At 72.6% G+C, this 16,712-nt stretch carries 13 protein-coding genes and 1 riboswitch; of the genes, 7 read left to right on the forward strand and 6 right to left on the reverse strand.

Features of this window, described 5'->3' with window-relative positions; genetic code table 11:
- From cobN to cobA, 3 genes are read left to right on the forward strand one after another with little or no spacing between them, the layout of a single operon-like run.
- The gene (gene cobN, locus VZF99_RS05520; RefSeq protein WP_407335852.1) at positions 1 to 3,732 is read left to right on the forward strand and encodes a cobaltochelatase subunit CobN; all 3,732 of its coding nucleotides are present in this window, start codon (positions 1 to 3) and stop codon (positions 3,730 to 3,732) included.
- The gene (gene cobF / locus VZF99_RS05525) at positions 3,725 to 4,513 is read left to right on the forward strand and encodes a precorrin-6A synthase (deacetylating) (RefSeq protein WP_407335853.1); all 789 of its coding nucleotides are present in this window, start codon (positions 3,725 to 3,727) and stop codon (positions 4,511 to 4,513) included. Before cobN ends, cobF begins: the two co-directional genes overlap by 8 nt.
- Positions 4,510 to 5,337 (forward strand): uroporphyrinogen-III C-methyltransferase, encoded by an 828-nt coding sequence (gene cobA / locus VZF99_RS05530; RefSeq protein WP_407335854.1) that lies wholly within the window; start codon positions 4,510 to 4,512, stop codon positions 5,335 to 5,337. Before cobF ends, cobA begins: the two co-directional genes overlap by 4 nt.
- A 77-nt stretch (positions 5,338 to 5,414) precedes the next feature.
- Here the strand turns inward: cobA and cbiB are convergent, their stop codons facing one another.
- From cbiB to VZF99_RS05555, 5 genes are all read right to left on the reverse strand, one after another.
- Positions 5,415 to 6,368, reverse strand: coding sequence for an adenosylcobinamide-phosphate synthase CbiB (gene cbiB / locus VZF99_RS05535; protein ID WP_120285762.1), 954 nt, complete (start codon positions 6,366 to 6,368; stop codon positions 5,415 to 5,417).
- Between the two features lie 34 nt (positions 6,369 to 6,402).
- The gene (locus VZF99_RS05540) at positions 6,403 to 7,176 is read right to left on the reverse strand and encodes an ABC transporter ATP-binding protein (protein WP_120285763.1); all 774 of its coding nucleotides are present in this window, start codon (positions 7,174 to 7,176) and stop codon (positions 6,403 to 6,405) included.
- On the reverse strand, positions 7,173 to 8,258 hold the full coding sequence (locus VZF99_RS05545; RefSeq protein WP_120285764.1) for an iron ABC transporter permease: 1,086 nt from the start codon (positions 8,256 to 8,258) through the stop codon (positions 7,173 to 7,175). Before VZF99_RS05545 ends, VZF99_RS05540 begins: the two co-directional genes overlap by 4 nt.
- 4 nt (positions 8,259 to 8,262) lie before the next feature.
- On the reverse strand, positions 8,263 to 9,303 hold the full coding sequence (locus tag VZF99_RS05550) for an ABC transporter substrate-binding protein (RefSeq protein WP_407335855.1): 1,041 nt from the start codon (positions 9,301 to 9,303) through the stop codon (positions 8,263 to 8,265).
- Positions 9,304 to 9,357: 54 nt separating this feature from the next.
- Positions 9,358 to 9,536, reverse strand: a riboswitch (cobalamin riboswitch).
- A 12-nt stretch (positions 9,537 to 9,548) separates the two neighbouring features.
- Positions 9,549 to 10,643, reverse strand: a complete 1,095-nt coding sequence (locus VZF99_RS05555; RefSeq protein WP_241742293.1) for an alpha/beta hydrolase — start codon at positions 10,641 to 10,643, stop codon at positions 9,549 to 9,551.
- A gap of 59 nt (positions 10,644 to 10,702) precedes the next feature.
- On the opposite strand from VZF99_RS05555, the gene VZF99_RS05560 reads away from it, so the two are divergent.
- From VZF99_RS05560 to VZF99_RS05575, 4 genes are all read left to right on the forward strand, one after another.
- Entirely contained in the window at positions 10,703 to 11,656 is a 954-nt protein-coding gene (locus tag VZF99_RS05560) for an ABC transporter ATP-binding protein (RefSeq protein ID WP_120285767.1), read from the forward strand.
- Positions 11,653 to 13,233 (forward strand): ABC transporter permease, encoded by a 1,581-nt coding sequence (locus VZF99_RS05565; RefSeq protein ID WP_407335856.1) that lies wholly within the window; start codon positions 11,653 to 11,655, stop codon positions 13,231 to 13,233. Before VZF99_RS05560 ends, VZF99_RS05565 begins: the two co-directional genes overlap by 4 nt.
- Positions 13,234 to 13,345: 112 nt before the next feature.
- Positions 13,346 to 14,221 carry a serine hydrolase domain-containing protein gene (locus VZF99_RS05570; protein WP_407335858.1) on the forward strand — a complete coding sequence of 292 codons (876 nt, stop codon included), beginning with the start codon at positions 13,346 to 13,348 and terminating at the stop codon, positions 14,219 to 14,221.
- 202 nt (positions 14,222 to 14,423) lie between these two features.
- Positions 14,424 to 14,933: a DUF3145 domain-containing protein gene (locus VZF99_RS05575; protein WP_067714234.1), complete on the forward strand. Its 510-nt coding sequence runs from the start codon at positions 14,424 to 14,426 to the stop codon at positions 14,931 to 14,933.
- A 218-nt stretch (positions 14,934 to 15,151) separates the two neighbouring features.
- On the opposite strand, the gene VZF99_RS05580 is transcribed toward VZF99_RS05575, so the two are convergent.
- Positions 15,152 to 16,588 (reverse strand): acyl-CoA carboxylase subunit beta, encoded by a 1,437-nt coding sequence (locus VZF99_RS05580; protein ID WP_120285770.1) that lies wholly within the window; start codon positions 16,586 to 16,588, stop codon positions 15,152 to 15,154.
- Positions 16,589 to 16,712 lie beyond the last annotated feature (124 nt).

Here is a 16,712-nt window from a genome sequence, read left to right on the forward strand (position 1 = left end):
ATGCGCCCCGACCGGCGTTCGGCGTCGCCTGATGACGCCTCGGCACAGCACGACGTGCCCCGCATCACCCTGTTGTCCACCTCCGACACAGACCTGCTCTCCGCGCGCGAATCCGGCGCGGCGTTCACGCTCGGCAACCCGTCCCGACTCGACGTCGAGGCGAATCTGCCCGCACTGCTCGACGGCGCCGACCTGGTGGTGGTCCGCATCCTTGGCTCCCGACGATCCTGGGAGGCCGGGTTCGCCGCCGTGCTCGGCGCGGGCGTCCCGGTAGTGGTCCTGGGTGGGGAGCAGACCCCCGACGCCGACCTGATGGAGCTGTCCACGGTCCCGATCGGCACCGCGGCCGAGGCGCACCGCTATCTCGCCGAGGGCGGCCCGGGCAACCTCGCGCAGCTGCACGCGTTCCTGGCCGACACCGTGCTGCTCACCGGCGCCGGGTTCGAGCCGCCGGTCAGCGTGCCGGTGTGGGGGATGCCGCCGCGGCCGGACACGACGGAAGCCCCCGGCCTGCCCCGCGTGGGCGTGCTCTACTACCGCGCCCACGAGGTGAGCGGGAACTCCGGATTCGCCCACTCGCTGGCCGACGCGATCGACGCCGCTGGCGCGGTGGGCGTGCCGGTCTTCGCCGGCTCGCTGCGCTCGGCCCCCGACGAGCTGTTCGACGCGCTCGGCTCACTGGACGCGCTGGTCGTCACGGTCCTCGCCGCCGGCGGCACCACGCCCGGTGCGGTGAGTGCGGGCGGCGAGGACGAGACGTGGGACGTCGAGCGCATCGCCGCGCTGGACATTCCCGTCCTGCAGGGCCTGTGCCTGACGTGGAGCCGGGAAGACTGGGCTGCCTCAGACGACGGCGTCAACCCGCTGGACTCCGCCAACCAGATCGCGATCCCCGAGTTCGACGGCCGGATCATCACCGCGCCGTTCTCGTTCAAGGAGATCGACGCCGACGGCCTGCCCCGCTACGTGGCCGATCCGGAGCGGTGCGCGCGCGTCGCCGGGATCGCCGTGGCCCACGCGCGGCTGCGCCATGTGGCGCCCGCCGACCGCAAGGTCGCGCTGGTCCTGTCGGCCTATCCGACCAAGCACTCCCGCATCGGCAACGCCGTCGGCCTGGACACCCCGGTCTCGACCATCCGCCTGCTGCGCCGGATGCGCGACGAGGGCTACGGCCTGGGCCCGGACGACGGCCCCATCGCCCGGTTCCTGGACACCGCCGGGGACTACGCCGACGACACCGCCGCCGGCGACGCCCTCATCCACGCGCTCATCGCCGCGGGCGGGCAGGACGAGGAGTGGCTCACCAGCGCCCAGCTCACCGACAGCCACGTGCGGATCAGCACCGAGGACTACCTGCGCTGGACCGCGGACCTGCCCGAGACGCTGCGCACGGAGATGGTCGAGGCGTGGGGCGAGGCGCCGGGAAGCCTGTTCGTCAACGACGCCGGGGAGATCGTCCTGGCCACCATCCAGGCCGGCAACGTGGTGCTGCTGATCCAGCCGCCCCGCGGGTTCGGCGAGAACCCGGTGGCGATCTACCACGACCCGGAGCTCGCGCCGTCCCACCACTACCTGGCCGCCTACCGCTGGCTCGCCCACGGCTTCGGGGCGCATGCGCTGGTGCACATCGGCAAGCACGGCTCGCTCGAATGGCTGCCGGGCAAGAACGCCGCGCTCTCGGCGGACTGTGCCACCGACGCGGCGATCGCCGACCTGCCGCTGATCTACCCCTTCCTCGTCAACGACCCCGGCGAGGGCGCGCAGGCCAAGCGCCGTGCGCACGCGACGATCGTCGACCACCTGGTCCCGCCGATGGCCCGCGCGGAGTCGTACGGGGACATCGCCCGCCTGGAGCAGCTGCTCGACGAGTACGGGAACATCGCGTCGATGGACCCGGCCAAGCTCCCGGCCATCCGCGCGCAGATCTGGACGCTCATGCAGTCCGCGCACATGCACGAGGACCTGGGCCTCGAGCAACGGCCCGGGGACGAGGAGTTCGACGACTTCCTGCTCCACGTCGACGGCTGGCTCTGCGAGATCAAGGACGTCCAGATCCGCGACGGCCTGCACGTCCTGGGCCAGGCGCCCGCGGGCGAGGCGCGCGTCAACCTGGTGCTGGCGATCCTGCGGGCCTCGCAGGTGTGGGGCGGCGAGTCCGGGGCGGTTCCGGGCCTGCGTCGCGCACTCGGGCTGGCCGAGGGCGCGCCGACCGAGGAGGTCGACCGGGTCGAGGCGCTCGCCAAGGCGCTGGTCGAGGGGATGGACGCGCGGGAGTGGGACGTCGCCGCGGTGCCCGACGTCCTCGCCGCCGCGGGCCTCACCGCGGGTGGGGCGGGTGACGGCGGCGCGGGTGACGGCGCGCCAGAGGGCGACGACGACGAGGTCGCGCAGGTGCTCGAGTTCGCCGCCCGCGAGGTGGTGCCGCGCCTGGCCGCCACTGTCGACGAGCTGGACGCCGTCATGCACGCCCTGGACGGCGGGTTCATCCCGGCCGGGCCGTCGGGGTCCCCGCTGCGGGGTCTGGTCAACGTGCTGCCCACGGGCCGGAACTTCTACACGGTGGACCCGCGCGCCGTCCCGTCGCGGCTGGCGTGGGAGACCGGTCAGGCCATGGCGGACTCGCTGCTGGACCGGCACGTCGCCGAGACCGGCGAGTACCCGAGCTCGGTGGGGCTGTCGATCTGGGGCACCTCGGCCATGCGCACCTCCGGGGACGACATCGCGGAGGTCCTGGCCCTGTTGGGCGTCCGCCCCGAGTGGGACGAGGCCTCCCGCCGGGTCACGGGCCTGGAGGTGGTCCCGTCCGAGGAACTGGGCCGCCCGCGCGTCGACGTGACCGTGCGCATCTCGGGCTTCTTCCGCGATGCGTTCCCGCACGTCATCGGGATGCTCGACGACGCCGTGCGGATGGTCGCCGAGCTGGACGAGCCCGACGAACACAACTTCGTCGCCGCCCACACGCGGGCCGACCTGGCCGAGCACTCCGACCACCGCCGGGCCACCACCCGCATCTTCGGCTCCGCACCGGGCTCCTACGGCGCCGGGATCCTGCAGACCATCGAGGCGGGCAACTGGCGCGACGACCGAGACCTGGCCGAGGTCTACACCCGTTGGGGCGGGTACGCCTACGGCCGCGGCCTCGACGGAGTCCCCGCGGCCGACGACATGCGCACCAACTACCGGCGCATCGCGGTGGCGGCCAAGAACATCGACACCCGCGAGCACGACATCGCCGACTCGGACGACTACTTCCAGTACCACGGCGGGATGATCGCCACCGTCCGCGCGCTCACCGGCGCCGAGCCGCGCGCCTATGTGGGCGACTCCACAACGCCCGACGCCGTGCGCACCCGGTCGCTGGCGGAGGAGACCACGCGGGTGTTCCGCGCCCGCGTGGTGAACCCGCGGTGGATCGCGGCTATGCAACGCCACGGCTACAAGGGCGCGTTCGAGCTGGCGGCCACGGTGGACTACCTCTTCGGGTTCGACGCCACCGCCGGCGTGGTCCACGACTGGATGTACGACTCGCTCGCCCGCGAGTACGTCCTGGACGAGACCAACCAGGAGTTCCTGCGCCGGTCCAACCCGTGGGCGCTGCGCGGGATGATCGAGCGGCTCTCCGAGGCCGCCGACCGCGGGATGTGGGCCGAGCCCGACGCGGACATCGTGGACCGGATGCGGCAGGTCTACCTCGATGTGGAGGGCGATCTCGAGGAGTCCCACGGTGACTGAGTTCCCCACCGGCCGCAGGCGGGTGCGGGTCGTGGGCATCGGCTCGGGCGGGCTCGACCAGATCACGGTCGAGGCCGCCCGGGCCCTGCGCGCCGGCGACTACGCCCTCGCGGCCGTCAAAGGCCCGGCCGACCCGTTGGTCGATCTCCGCGCGCGGCTGCTCGCCCGCCACGCGCCGGGCGTCGAGTTGGTGGGTGTGCCCGATCCGGAGAGGGACCGCTCGTCGTCGTCGACCTCCTCCGACGCCGGGTATCGCGGCGTGGTGACGGACTGGCACGAGGCCCGCTCCCTGGCCTGGGAACGCGTCGTGGCCTCCCGGCCCGGCGATGTGGCGATCCCCGTGTGGGGCGACCCGGCGTTCTACGACTCCACGCTGAGGATCCTCGACCGGATCGCCGAGCGCGGTGCGCTGGACCTGGAGGTGGAGGTCGTACCCGGGATCTCCGCGCTCCAGGTTCTGGCCGCGCGCCACCGTCTGGTCCTGCACGAGATCGGCGGCACGGTCACCGTGACCACCGGTCGCCGGCTGCGCGAGGTCGTGGCCGCTGGCGCCGACAACGTGGTGGTGATGCTCAACGGCGACCTGCCGCTCGATGACCTGGCCGACTGGAACATCTGGTGGGGCGGGAACCTCGGCGACGCCGGCGAGACGCTCGTCGCGGGCCGCGTGGGCGACGTCCTGCCGGACCTGCGCGCGCACCGCGAGCGGCTGCGCGACGAGCACGGCTGGGTGATGGACGTGTATCTACTGCGACGCGGAGAAGGGACGACGGCCCGATGACGGCTGAGAAGGACACCGCCGGGGCGACGGCCGGGACGACCGGCGGGAAGGACAGCGCCGGCGCCACGGCCGCGCGGGACTGCGCGGGCCGGGTCGTGCTGGTCGGCGGCGGGCCGGGGGACCCGGGGCTGATGACCGTGGCCGGCCTCGACGCCGTCCGCACCGCCGATGTGGTGGTGACCGACCGCCTGGGACCGGTGTCGATCCTCGACGAGCTCGACCCCGGCATCGAGGTGATCGACGTGGGCAAGGTGCCCTTCGGTCCGGCGACCCCGCAGGAGGAGATCAACCGGATCCTCGTCGAGCACGCGCGGCGCGGGCGCACCGTCGTCCGACTCAAGGGCGGCGACAGCTTCCTGTTCGGCCGCGGCGCCGAGGAGCACCTCGCGTGCACCGCGGCCGGGGTGCCCGTCACCGTGATCCCGGGCGTCACCTCGGCCCTGTCGGTTCCGGCCCTCGCGGGCGTCCCGGCCACCCATCGCGGGCTCTCGCAGGGCGTATCGGTGATCTCCGGCCACGTCCCGCCCGACAGTCCGCAGTCGACTCTCGACTACGGCGCGCTCGCCAGGTCCGGGACCACGCTCGTGCTGCTCATGGCGGTCACGACCCTGCCCGCCATCACCGCGGAACTCTTGGTCGAGGGGATGCCCGGGGACACCCCGGCTGTGCTGGTCGAGAACGGCTCCACCCCGGCCGAGCGCGTCCTGCACGGGACGCTGGCGACGATCGCGCGGCAGGCGGCCGAGGCTCAGGTCGCGCCGCCCGCGATCACCGTGATCGGGGCGGTCGCCGGGCTGGCAGGGCAGATGATGGCCCACCCCTGAGCGGTGTGGGCGGCGACGGATCAGGCCCCGCCGCCGCCGTCGATGGCGCCCTCCCGCGCCGATCCGCACGCGGGAGTTCATCGGCAGGAGCGTGCGACCACACCCAGCACGGCCAGCGCGGCGGTGACCACCTGGACGCGGTTGTGCAGGAGAATCGCGCGGCGGATGTCGTCGGCCCGGACCGACCGGCCGTCGCCGAGGACCGCCCGGTCCTCCATCCCGTACGGGTAGGGCGTGGGCCCGCCGAGCCGGACCCCCAGTACGCCCGCGCACACGGCTTCGACGACCCCGGCGTTCGGGCTCGGGTGCGCCGGTGCGTCACGGACCCACGCCCGCAGGGCCCCGGCGGGACTCCCGCTCACGGTCGGGGCGCAGACCACCCCGAGCACGCCGGCGACCCGAGCCGGCAGAAATCCCAGCACGTCGTCGAGTCGAGCGGCGGCGGTGCCGAAGGAGCGGTACCGCTCCGAACGGTGACCCACCATCGCGTCGAGCGTGTTGGCCGCGCGGTGGACGGCGGCGCCGGGCGAACCCGCCACCGCGGCCCAGAACAGCGTCGCCACCGCCGCATCGGAGGTGTTCTCCGCGACCGACTCGACGACCGCTCGCGCGAGATCCTCCGGGCCGAGCGCGGCCGGATCCCGTCCGCACAACCACGGCAACAGGTCCCGGGAACCCGCGTGATCGCCCCGGACGAGAAGGTCACCCTGCCGCCGCGCGACCGCGAGCAACGAGGACCCGCCCAGGCATGACCACACCACGGCCGCGTCCCACACCACGGCCGCCGCGAGGTTCCTCCCGGCCAGACGGCGGACGACCGTCACCGTCGCAGCCGTGCCCCCCACGAGGACACCGGTGAACAGCAGGCCCGCCGCTCTCTGGGCGTTGGCCGTCCGGCCGGGTCGCAGGAGTCGCGACTCCACGGCGAGCGCGACCCGGCCGAAGCCCGCGACGGGGTGGAACCGCCCCGGGTCGCCGACGAGGCGGTCGAGGGCGAACCCGGCCGCGATGCCTGCCGCGCGGGTAGGCATCGCGCTCGCGCGGCCCCCGCGACGCGCACGCGGGTCAGCGCGCGAGATAGCGGACATGCGCCCCCCGCCCGTCGTGGGTCACCTCGGCCTCCACTCCGTACACCTCCCGGATCAGGTCGGCGGTGAGCACCTCGTGGGGCACGCCGCCGGTCACGAGTCGCCCACCGGACAACACGATCAGATGGTCGCAGAACGTGGCCGCCAGAGTGAGATCGTGCAGGGCCGCGATCACCGTGGTGTCCGTGGCGCGGACCAGGGCCAGGAGGTCGAGCTGGTGGCGGATGTCGAGGTGGTTGGTCGGCTCGTCGAGGACCAGCACACCGGGCTCCTGGGCCAGGGCCCGCGCGATCTGCACCCGCTGCCGCTCGCCGCCGGACAGCGTCGCGTACCGCTGGTCCAGGCGGTCGCCGAGGCCGGTCGTGGCCGCCGCGCGCCGCACCACCCCGTCGTCCCCGGGACCCGGACCCGACCAGGCCGCGCGATGGGGGATGCGGCCGAGTTCGATGACCTCCCGGACCGTGGGGTTCTGGTCGGTGGTCGCCTCCTGCGCCACCAGGGCCACGCGCCGAGACAGGCGTTTGCGGGGGATCGACCGGATGTCCGTGCCGTCGAGGTGCACCGATCCGGTGTCGGGCCGGAGCAGGCCCGTCAGGATGCGCAGGAGCGTCGACTTGCCGGATCCGTTCGGCCCCAGCACCCCGACCATCGTGCCGGGGGCGGGAGCTACGGTGACGTCGTCGAGGATGGTCCGGCCGCGCACGGACCACGAGACACAGCGCGCCTCGAGCGTCGACGGGGCGGCGGTCATCGGCCGTGTCCCCGTCGCAGGAGGAGCCCGACGAAGGCCGGGACGCCGATGAGTGCGGTGGCCACCCCGATCGGCAACTCCTGGGGCGCGATCACGGTGCGGGAGACGGCGTCGATCCACACGACGAACACGGCGCCCATCAGCGCCGCGGTCGGGACGAGGACCCGGTGCCGGCCGCCGACCAGGGCCCGCGCGGCGTGCGGCAGTACCAGCCCCACGAAACCGATCGCGCCGCAGGTGCTCACGATGACGGCCGTGACGAGCGCCGTCACCACCATGAGCACCAGCCGCGTGCGGGCCACGTTGACGCCGAGGGCGGCCGCGGCGTCCTGGCCGAAGGTGAACGCGTCGAGGCTGGAGGTGTGCAGCAGGCACGCCACCAGCCCGAGCAGGACCACGACGCCGCAGACCGCCACGTCCGACCAGCGGACGGAGGCCAGCGAGCCGAGCAGCCAGAACAGCACGCCGCGGGTCTGCTCGGCGTCGGCGGCGATGTAGACGACGAACGAGGTCACCGCGGAGAACAGCTGAGTCGCCGCGACCCCCGCCAGCACCACCCGGTCGGTGGTGCCGCCGGACGCGAAGGCCAGGACCAGGACGAAGCCGAACGCGGCGAGCGCTCCGACGAACGCCCCCGTGGTGAGCCCGACCGCGCCCGCGCCGACCCCGAGCACCACCACGAGGACCGCCCCGGTCGAGGCGCCGGAGGAGATGCCGAGGATGTACGGGTCGGCCAGGGGGTTGCGCAGCAGCGACTGCAGGATGACGCCGCACAATGCGAGCCCCGCCCCGGCCAGGGCCGCCATGAGAGTGCGCGGAAGCCGCAGGTTCCAGATGATCCCCTCCTGGATCCGCGTGAGCCCGGAGTCGGCTCCCGTGAGTCGGGCCAGCGCGGACTGGATAACGTCGGTGGCGGTGAGTCCGGACGGGCCGATGGTGATGACGAGCGCCGTCGACACCGCCAGCAGCCCCAGGCCACCGAGCCACAGGGTGACCAGCGCGGACGGTCGCCGCAGGGGCGGCCGCCGGCGCGGTGGCGCCGGGACCACCGGGGCGGTGGTCCTCTCGGGTGCGAGGGTCATCGGGTCAGTTGGCCGGGTCCGGCGCGCCGGCCCCCGGCGTGATGAGGCCCAGCTCGGTGAGGCCCGCCGCGACGGTCTCCACCCCGTAGATCGTGCGCAGCGACGGGTTCATCTCGGCACCGGTGATGTCGATGAACCGCTTATACCGGACCGCCGCCATCTCCCGGGTGACGGGGTTGGACTCGAGGTAGGCGATCTTGGCCTCCGCGGTCTCGGCGGTCTGGCTCTTGCGGGTCAGGTCGCCCACGACGATCACGTCCGGGTCGCGCTCGGCCACGACCTCCCAGCTGATCTGCGGCCACTCCTGGGTGGTGTCGTCGAAGGCGTTCTCCAGGCCCAGGGTGGTCGAGATGAGGCCGGGGGCCCCGCAGCAGCCGGCCAGGTACGGGGACTCGGAGTTGGCGAACCAGTACATCGCGGAGACACCGCGGGCGTCGACGCTCTCGACGGCCTCGTCGAGCCGGCGCTGCAGGTCCGCCACCAGCTCGTCACCGGCCTGCTCCACGTCGAAGATCCGCGCGAGCTCGGCGATCTCGCGGTAGAGCAGGTCCGGGGTGAGCGGGGTCTCGCGGACGCCGTCCCCGGAGTCGGCGACCTTGCCCACGCAGTCGGTGGGGGAGAGGTACGTACCCACGCCGAGTTCGTGGAACTGCTCGCGGGCGGCGACCCCGCCCTCGCCGAGGGTGCTGCCGAAGGAGGCGGTGACGAAGTCCGGCTCCACGTCCAGGACGGCCTCCATCGACGGCGCGTTGTCGGCCAGGCGGGGGACAGACCTGTTCACCTCGGAGAACTCGGGTAGGACCGGGTCTGTCCAGGTGGCGGTGCCGACCATCCGGTCGCCGAGGCCGAGGGCGTACAGGATCTCGGTGGAGCCCTGGTTGAGCGAGACGACCCGTTCGGGCGGGGCGTCGAGCCGCACCTGCTCCCCGCAGTTCTCGATCGGATCGGTGCCCGGGCCGGCGATCGCGGCCGGGTCGTGGGCGGTGCAGGAGGTCAGGGTGAGAAGGGTGACGCCGGCGAGGGCGACCAGGGTGGACGAACGCATGGGTGTGCTCCGAGGTCGCGGGCCTGGAACGCGAAGCCCGGTGATGACCTGGCGGTTGTCACCGCGAGGGCCAGCCGGTATTCGGACTCGGGATCACCTGGACGGAGCGCCTTCCCAGACCGTGCGGCCCAGTGGCATAGTGCCCCGCCATCACCCTCACCGCTGCGCGTCAGTTCCGGATTCGCACCGGATTCCCGCGACCGATCGGTCTCGCTGGCGATCACAAGGTAACACGGGTGGCGAGGTCAGTACGCCAGCCCCATCCGCATCGCGCCCACCGCTTCTGACAGCGCCGAGCGCGCGAGCGGGGTGGCCCCGACGGCGTTGACGAACGGGTGGACCAGCGTCTCGTGGCGGCGCAGCGAGACCGGGACACCGGCGTCGGCCATCTTCCGGGCGTACGCCTCGCCCTCGTCGCGCAGCGGGTCGAACCCGCCCGTGGCCACGTGGGCGGGCGGCAGTCCCGAGAAGTCCTCCGCCAGCAGGGGGGAGGCGCGGGGGTCGAGCCGGTCCTCGTCGGACCGGATGTAGGTCTCCTCGTACCAGTCCATGTTGGCCCGGGTGAGGAAGAAGCCGTCGCCGAACAGCTCGTACGAGCGGGTCCGCGCGGACATGTTGGTGGCGGGGACGAACAGCAGTTGGAAGTCCGGCATCTTCTCCCCGGCGTCGCGCGTCTGCTGGCAGACCACCGCCGCCAGGTTGCCGCCGGCGCTGTCACCGCCCACCGCGATGCGCGCCGGGTCCACGCCGAGCTCTTCGGCGTGGTCGCGGACGTACCGGAACGCGGCGATCGCGTCCTCGACCGCGGTGGGGAACCGGAACTCGGGTGCCAGCCGGTAGTCCACGCTGATCACCTTGAGCCGGCCCGTCTTGGCGATGTAGCGGCAGGTCGCGTCGTGCGAGTCGACGCTGCCGAGCACCCATCCGCCGCCGTGGAAGAACACCAGTGCGGGCAGCGTCTCGTCACCGTGGACCGGCGAGTACAGGCGCGCGGGCAGGTCGGCCCGGTCCGGGTCGGTGCCGCCGAGCGGGAGGACGATGTCGGTGACGACGGCGAGGTCGATCTTCTTCCCCGAGACGGTGAACGCCGACCGCTCGACGGCCGAACGTGCCTTCTCGACGGTCAGATCCTCGTATTCGCCCTCCGACGTCATCGAGATGACCCGGAGCCCGGCCTGGAAGTGCGGGTCGAGGACCTGGCCGTCCATCCGTCGCGGGGTCCCGCCCACGAGTCGGAGGAGCGGGCCGGGCAGGAACCCGGCAGCGGTCATGACGGCCTTGGTCAGGCGATCCGGGATCGACGGGGAAAAGTCACGGTGGCCGGACATGGGAGAGCGCATGGCCACATTGTGACGCGGATCCCTGGGATGATCGGGGTAATCGGACGAAGGAGCTGATCATGCGTTCAGAACACGACAGCGTGGTGCGGGTCGAGGGCCTGGTCAAGACCTTCGGCCGCGCCCGGGCCCTGGACGAGTTAGACCTCGACGTGCGCCGCGGGGAGGTCCACGGGTTCCTCGGACCCAACGGGTCGGGTAAATCCACCACCATCCGGATCCTGCTCGGGCTCATGCGCGCCGACTCCGGGCGGGCGACGGTGTTCGGCGGGGACCCGTGGCGCGACGCGGTCGAGCTCCACGCCCGGCTCGCCTACGTCCCCGGCGAGGTGACCCTGTGGCCGCGGCTCACGGGTGGCCAGTGCATCGATCTGCTGGGCCGGGCGCTCGGGGGACTGGACCCGGATCGTCGGTATGAGCTGATCGAGCGTTTCCGGTTGGACCCGACCAAGCGCACGCGTGACTACTCCAAGGGCAACCGGCAGAAGGTGTCGCTGATCGCCGCGTTGGCCTCCGACGCCGAACTGCTCGTGCTGGACGAGCCCACGTCCGGCCTGGACCCGCTCATGGAGCAGACGTTCCAGGAGTGCGTCCGCGAGGCCGTCGACGGCGGCGCCACCGTGCTGCTGTCCAGCCACATCATGGGCGAGGTCGAGACCCTCGCCGACCGCGTGAGCATCATCCGCGACGGCCGCACCGTCACCTCGGGGACGCTGGCCGACCTGCGGCGTCACACCACGACCGAGGTCCACGCCGTCACCGACGCCGATCCGGGTTCACTCGGGCGCGTGACGGGGGTCGACGGCCTGCGGATCGAGGAGGCCGCCGACGGTCGGTTCGAGGTCCGCTGCCACGTGCCGGCCCCGCAGCTGGGGGAGGTCACCGGCCTCCTTCACGCGGCCGGCATCCACACGCTCACCGCGACCCCGCCCAGCCTGGACGACCTGTTCCTCAACGCCTACTCCGGTGCCGGTGCGGCCACCGGGGGCGAGGAGCGGACAGGGGACCGGCGATGACCTCGCCGTTCGCCGGCACCGGCCTGCTGGCACGCATCGCCCTGCGCACCGGGTGGCGGGCCGCGGCCGCCTGGGTCCTCGGCCTGGCCGCGCTGTACCTCGTCACGGGGCTGTCGATCGCAGCCCTGTACGACACCCCGCAGGAACTCGCCACGTACGGCGCCTCGGTCGGCGAGTCGATGATCATGCTCACCGGCCGGGTGGCCGGGCTCGACACCCTCGGCGGCGTGATGATGAACGAGTACTCGTTCATGGTCGCCTTCGGCATCCCCGTCATGGCGATCGCCCTGACCGCGCGCGCCACCCGCAAGGAGGAGGAGTCCGGACGGTCCGAACTCCTCCTGGCGGGCCGGGTCGGCCGGCTCGCCCCGACGGCGGCCGCCCTCGTCGTCGTCGCCGGGGTATTCACCGTCCTCGGCCTTGCGCTGTGGGCGGCGACCCTCACCGTCGACCTCGACCGCGCGGGCGCGGCGCTGTACGTGGCCTCCATCGTCGCCGCCGGCTGGGTGTACGCGGCCGGCACCGCCGTCCTCGCGCAGGTGTTCGCCCACAGCCGGACCGTGTGGGCGGCGGCGATGTCCGTGGCCGGACTGACCCTGATCACCCGCGGGATCGGCGACGTCAACCGCAACTGGTTGAGCTGGACCTCGCCGCTGGGCTGGCACGGCCTGACCCGGCCGTTCGGCGAGTCCTCCGTGGTGCCACTGTTCGTCGCCGTCGTCGCCGCGGCCGGGCTCGCCGCGGCCGCGCTGTGGCTCGCCGCGCGCCGCGACGTGGGCCAGGGGATGGTCCCGGCCCGGACCGGCCCCGCCACCGCGTCCCGGTGGCGGGCGTCCCGGACCGGGACCGCCGTACACCAGCACCTGGGCGCGCTGACGGGCTGGACGATCGGCGTGGTGGCACTGATGGCCATGTACGGCGCGCTGATGAACGTGGTGGTCGAGACGATGATGTCCACCCCCGACCTCGCCGTGTTCCTCGGCGATTCGGGCACCGTGGTCGACTCCATCGTGCAGATGCTGGTGGCGTTCAGCGGATTCCTCGGGGCCGGGTTCGCGTTGCAGACCCTGACCGGGTTGCGCGGCGAGGAGACCGCCGGGCGACTCGAGATGGAACTGTCCACGGGGCGTTCGCGGTGGTCGTGGCTCGCCGCCCACACCGCGGTCGTCACCGTCGGCACCGTCGTCGTGGTCCTCGCCGGCGCCGCCGCGTTCGGGATCACCGCCGCCGCCGTGCTCGACGACCCGGACCTGGCGGGACGCATCATCGGCGCCGGGGCGTGGTATGTGCCCGCCGCGCTGGTGTTCGGCGCGATCTCGATCGGCCTGTTCGGCGCATCCCCGAGACTGCAGGTCCTGGCCTGGGCGCCGTTCGCCCTCGCCGTCGTCGTCACCCTCATGGGACCCACGCTCCGGCTCGACGAGGACCAGATGCGCCTGTCCCCGTTCGGCGCGGTGGGCACCGCGCCCGTCGGCCCCGTCAACGCGATCGGCGTGGCCGTGCTCCTCACGGTGACGGTCGTGCTGGTCGCCGTGGGGCTGGCCGGCTTTCGGCGTCGCGACGTGCCGCGGACCTGACCGCGGCACCCGACACGACCTGACAGACTGGCTCGCACGGCCGCCACGCCTCACCGGCGCGGCCGTCACGGACACCGGCGCCGCCGGTCGCAGGCGAACCAGGGAGGAACCGATGTCGGACGAGTTCGATCGAGACAGGCTCTCCACCGCGCTGTCGGTGGTCACGGACTGGCCGGTGGGCACCGTCTCGGCCGCGGTGGTCGGCCCCGACGGCGCCCTCGCGGTCCACGGCGACGACACCCGCGTGTACCGCCTGGCCTCGGTGACCAAGCCCCTCGTCGCGGTGGCCGCGCTCCTGGCCGTCGAGGAGGAGGCCATCGGCCTCGACGATCCTGCAGGGCCCGAGGGGGCCACGGTGCGTCACCTGCTCGCCCACGCCTCGGGGCTGGACTTCGCCGACCGCGACAAGGTCCGCGCCGAGCCGGGGGAACGGCGGATCTACTCCTCGGCCGGGTTCGAGGTGCTTGCCGACCACATCGCCGACGCCACCGGGATCGCGTTCGGCGACTACCTCCACGAGGCGGTGTGTCAGCCGCTGGGCATGGAGTCCACCACGCTCGAGGGCTCCGCCGGGCACGGGGCCTCCGCCAGCCTGGCCGACCTCATCGCCTTCGCCCGCGAGCTCGTGGCCCCGCGGCTGCTCGCGACCGAGACCCTCGAGGAGGCCGTGACCGAACAGTTCCGCGGCCTCGACGGGATCGTGCCCGGGTACGGCATGCACAAGCCGTGCCCCTGGGGGCTGGGCTTCGAACTCCGCGACGCCAAGCATCCCCACTGGACCGGGCAGCACAACTCGCCCGCGACCTTCGGGCACTTCGGGCAGTCCGGGACCCTGCTGTGGGTCGAACCGGAGATCTCCACGGCGCTGATCGTGCTCACCGACCGCGACTTCGGCGACTGGGCCAAGCCGCTGTGGCCGGAACTGTCCGACAGGGTGGTCGATGCGGCAACCCGGCGTTCGCGCGAAGAGGACTCGCTCGGCGGGTGAGTCCGCCACCCGCGACACGCCCGCACTCGTGCCGGGCGCGGGAATCACCGTGCTGTAACTTTGCTGAGAGTCGAGAAGTGTCGCTGGTGTAATTCGATCACTTCAGGCACAGTGTTAACTACAAGCAACAGAAGCAACATCATTCACACGATTTCGTGAGGTCGTTGGGGAAGACGTCCCTCAGTGAGTCGGGAGTGAAGTGATGTCTGACCATAACTATCTCGCGGATACGACGACCGGCGTGGTGTTCATCCATGCCGCGCCTACCGCGTTATGCCCTCACGTCGAGTGGGCTCTCGCAGCCACGCTCGACGCCAACTCAGCCATGCGCTGGGAAGACCAGCCGGCCCAACCGGGCGCTCGCAAAGCGATCGTCGACTGGATCGGCCCGGTCGGCACCGGCGCGCGTCTGGCCGATTCGCTGGCCAAGTGGTCGATGCTGTCTTTCGAGGTCACCGAGGACCCGAGCGACCTCGTCGACGGTGAACGCTTCTCCCACACGCCCGAACTCGGGATGTGGCGGGGGCAGACGGGCGCCAGTGGCGACGTGGTGCTCAGCGAGAACCGGCTCCGCCATCTCATGAAAGCCGGCCCCGCCGCCTTCCATGCCGCGGTGGAGGACGAGCTCGGCACCGCCTGGGACCGCGCCCTCGAACCGCTGCGCGGCCACCCGGCCGCCGCCGAGGTCACCTGGCTCTCCCGGGTCGGCTGACCCACCGCACCACCGCACTCCCGCACTCCGGACAGCGCCCGCCCCAGTTCTCGGGGCGGGCGCTGACTCGTGTGCGCGACACGCTGGCGGCACCCGGCACCGGCTGCGGGTGGCCACCGCGTCCTCCCGGGACACGACTGCGCCCCCTCCCGTCAGACCGGGGAGAGGGCGCAGCGTCGGGTGCGGATCCTGCCGGAGGCGTTCCGGCCGGGGTCAGGTCACAGCGGGATGTTCTTGTGCTGGCCGCGGGTGTGCGCGGCCGCGTCCAGCGCCTCGGCGATGCGTCGGCGGGTGTCGGTGGGCTCGATGACCTCGTCGACCACCCCGATGGAGACCGCGCGACCCACGCCACCGGCGATGGCCGCGTGCTCATCGGCCAGACGGTCGTGAAGGGCCTCCCGCTCGTCCTCGGGTGCCGCCGCGAGGGTGCGCTTGTGGAGGATGCCGACGGCGGCCTTGGCGCCCATCACCGCGACCTCGGCGTCGGGCCAGGCGAACACGGCGGAGGCTCCGAGAGCGCGCGAGTTCATCGCGATGTAGGCACCGCCGTAGATCTTGCGGGTGACGAGCGTGACCCGGGCGACCGAGGCCTCGGCGAACGCGTGCAGCAGCTTGGCGCCGCGGCGCACCACGCCGTCCCACTCCTGCGAGACGCCGGGCAGGTAACCGGGGACGTCCACGATCACGACCAGCGGCACGCCGAAGGCGTTGCAGAGCCTGACGAACCGTGAGGCCTTCTCCGCGGACTCCGAGTTGAGGCAACCGCCCAACCGCAGCGGATTGTTGGCGATGACACCCACGGTGCGGCCGGACATCCGGCCGAAGCCCACTACGATGCTGGGGGCCCACTTGGCCTGCAGCTCCTCGAAGGTGGTGCTGCCGTCGAGCTCCGAGGAGTCGAGCAACCCGTGGACGAGAGGACGGACGTCATACGCGCGCTTCGGTGAGTCGGGGAGCAGGCCCGCAAGATCGGTGTGATCGCCCTCGAGGGCACGCGGGTCGAACTCACCCTGCGCGGACAGCAGGGTCACGAGACGACGCGCCCGGTGCAGGGCATCACGCTCGTCGGTCGCGGCAATGTGGCACACCCCCGACTTGCGGTGGTGCACGTCCTGGCCGCCCAGGCCCTCCATGTCGACCTGCTCGCCGGTGACTGAGCGGACCACGTCGGGACCGGTGACGAAGATCTTGCCGGCCGGCGCCATGATGACGACGTCGGTCAGCGCGGGGCCGTAGGCGGCGCCGCCGGCGGCGGGCCCGAGCACGACGGAGATCTGGGGCACGTGGCCCGATGCGCGGACCATGGCCTCGAATACGAGGCCGACCGCGTGCAGCGCCTCGACGCCCTCCGCGAGTCGCGCCCCACCCGAGTGCCAGACGCCGACGACGGGCAGATGCTCGTCGATCGCCACGTCGATGGCGTGCACGATGTGCCGGCACCCGTCCAGGCCCATGGCGCCACCCATGACAGTGGCGTCGGTCGCGTACGCGATGGTGGGTTCGCCGTCGATCAGGCCGCGCGCGGCCATGGCGCCGGAGGCGTCGGGCTCGGTGATGAACTCGAGCGAAGCCGGGTCGAAGAGGTTCTCGAGCCGGACGACGGGATCTCGAGGGTCGATCTGGGTGTTCTGGTCAACAGGGCTGGTGATGGTCATATGTGCAGTCCTTTCCTCGGCGCGCGTCCCTGGGAGGGAGAGCGCGCCTGCGATGGACCCCCGGACTGGCTTGTGGGCGATCGGCGTTCGGATCGGGACCCCCGTCCCGATCCGGACCTCCCGC

Origin of the sequence: Dietzia kunjamensis (assembly GCF_045689975.1) — a bacterium.
GTDB classification, from domain to species: domain Bacteria; phylum Actinomycetota; class Actinomycetes; order Mycobacteriales; family Mycobacteriaceae; genus Dietzia; species Dietzia kunjamensis.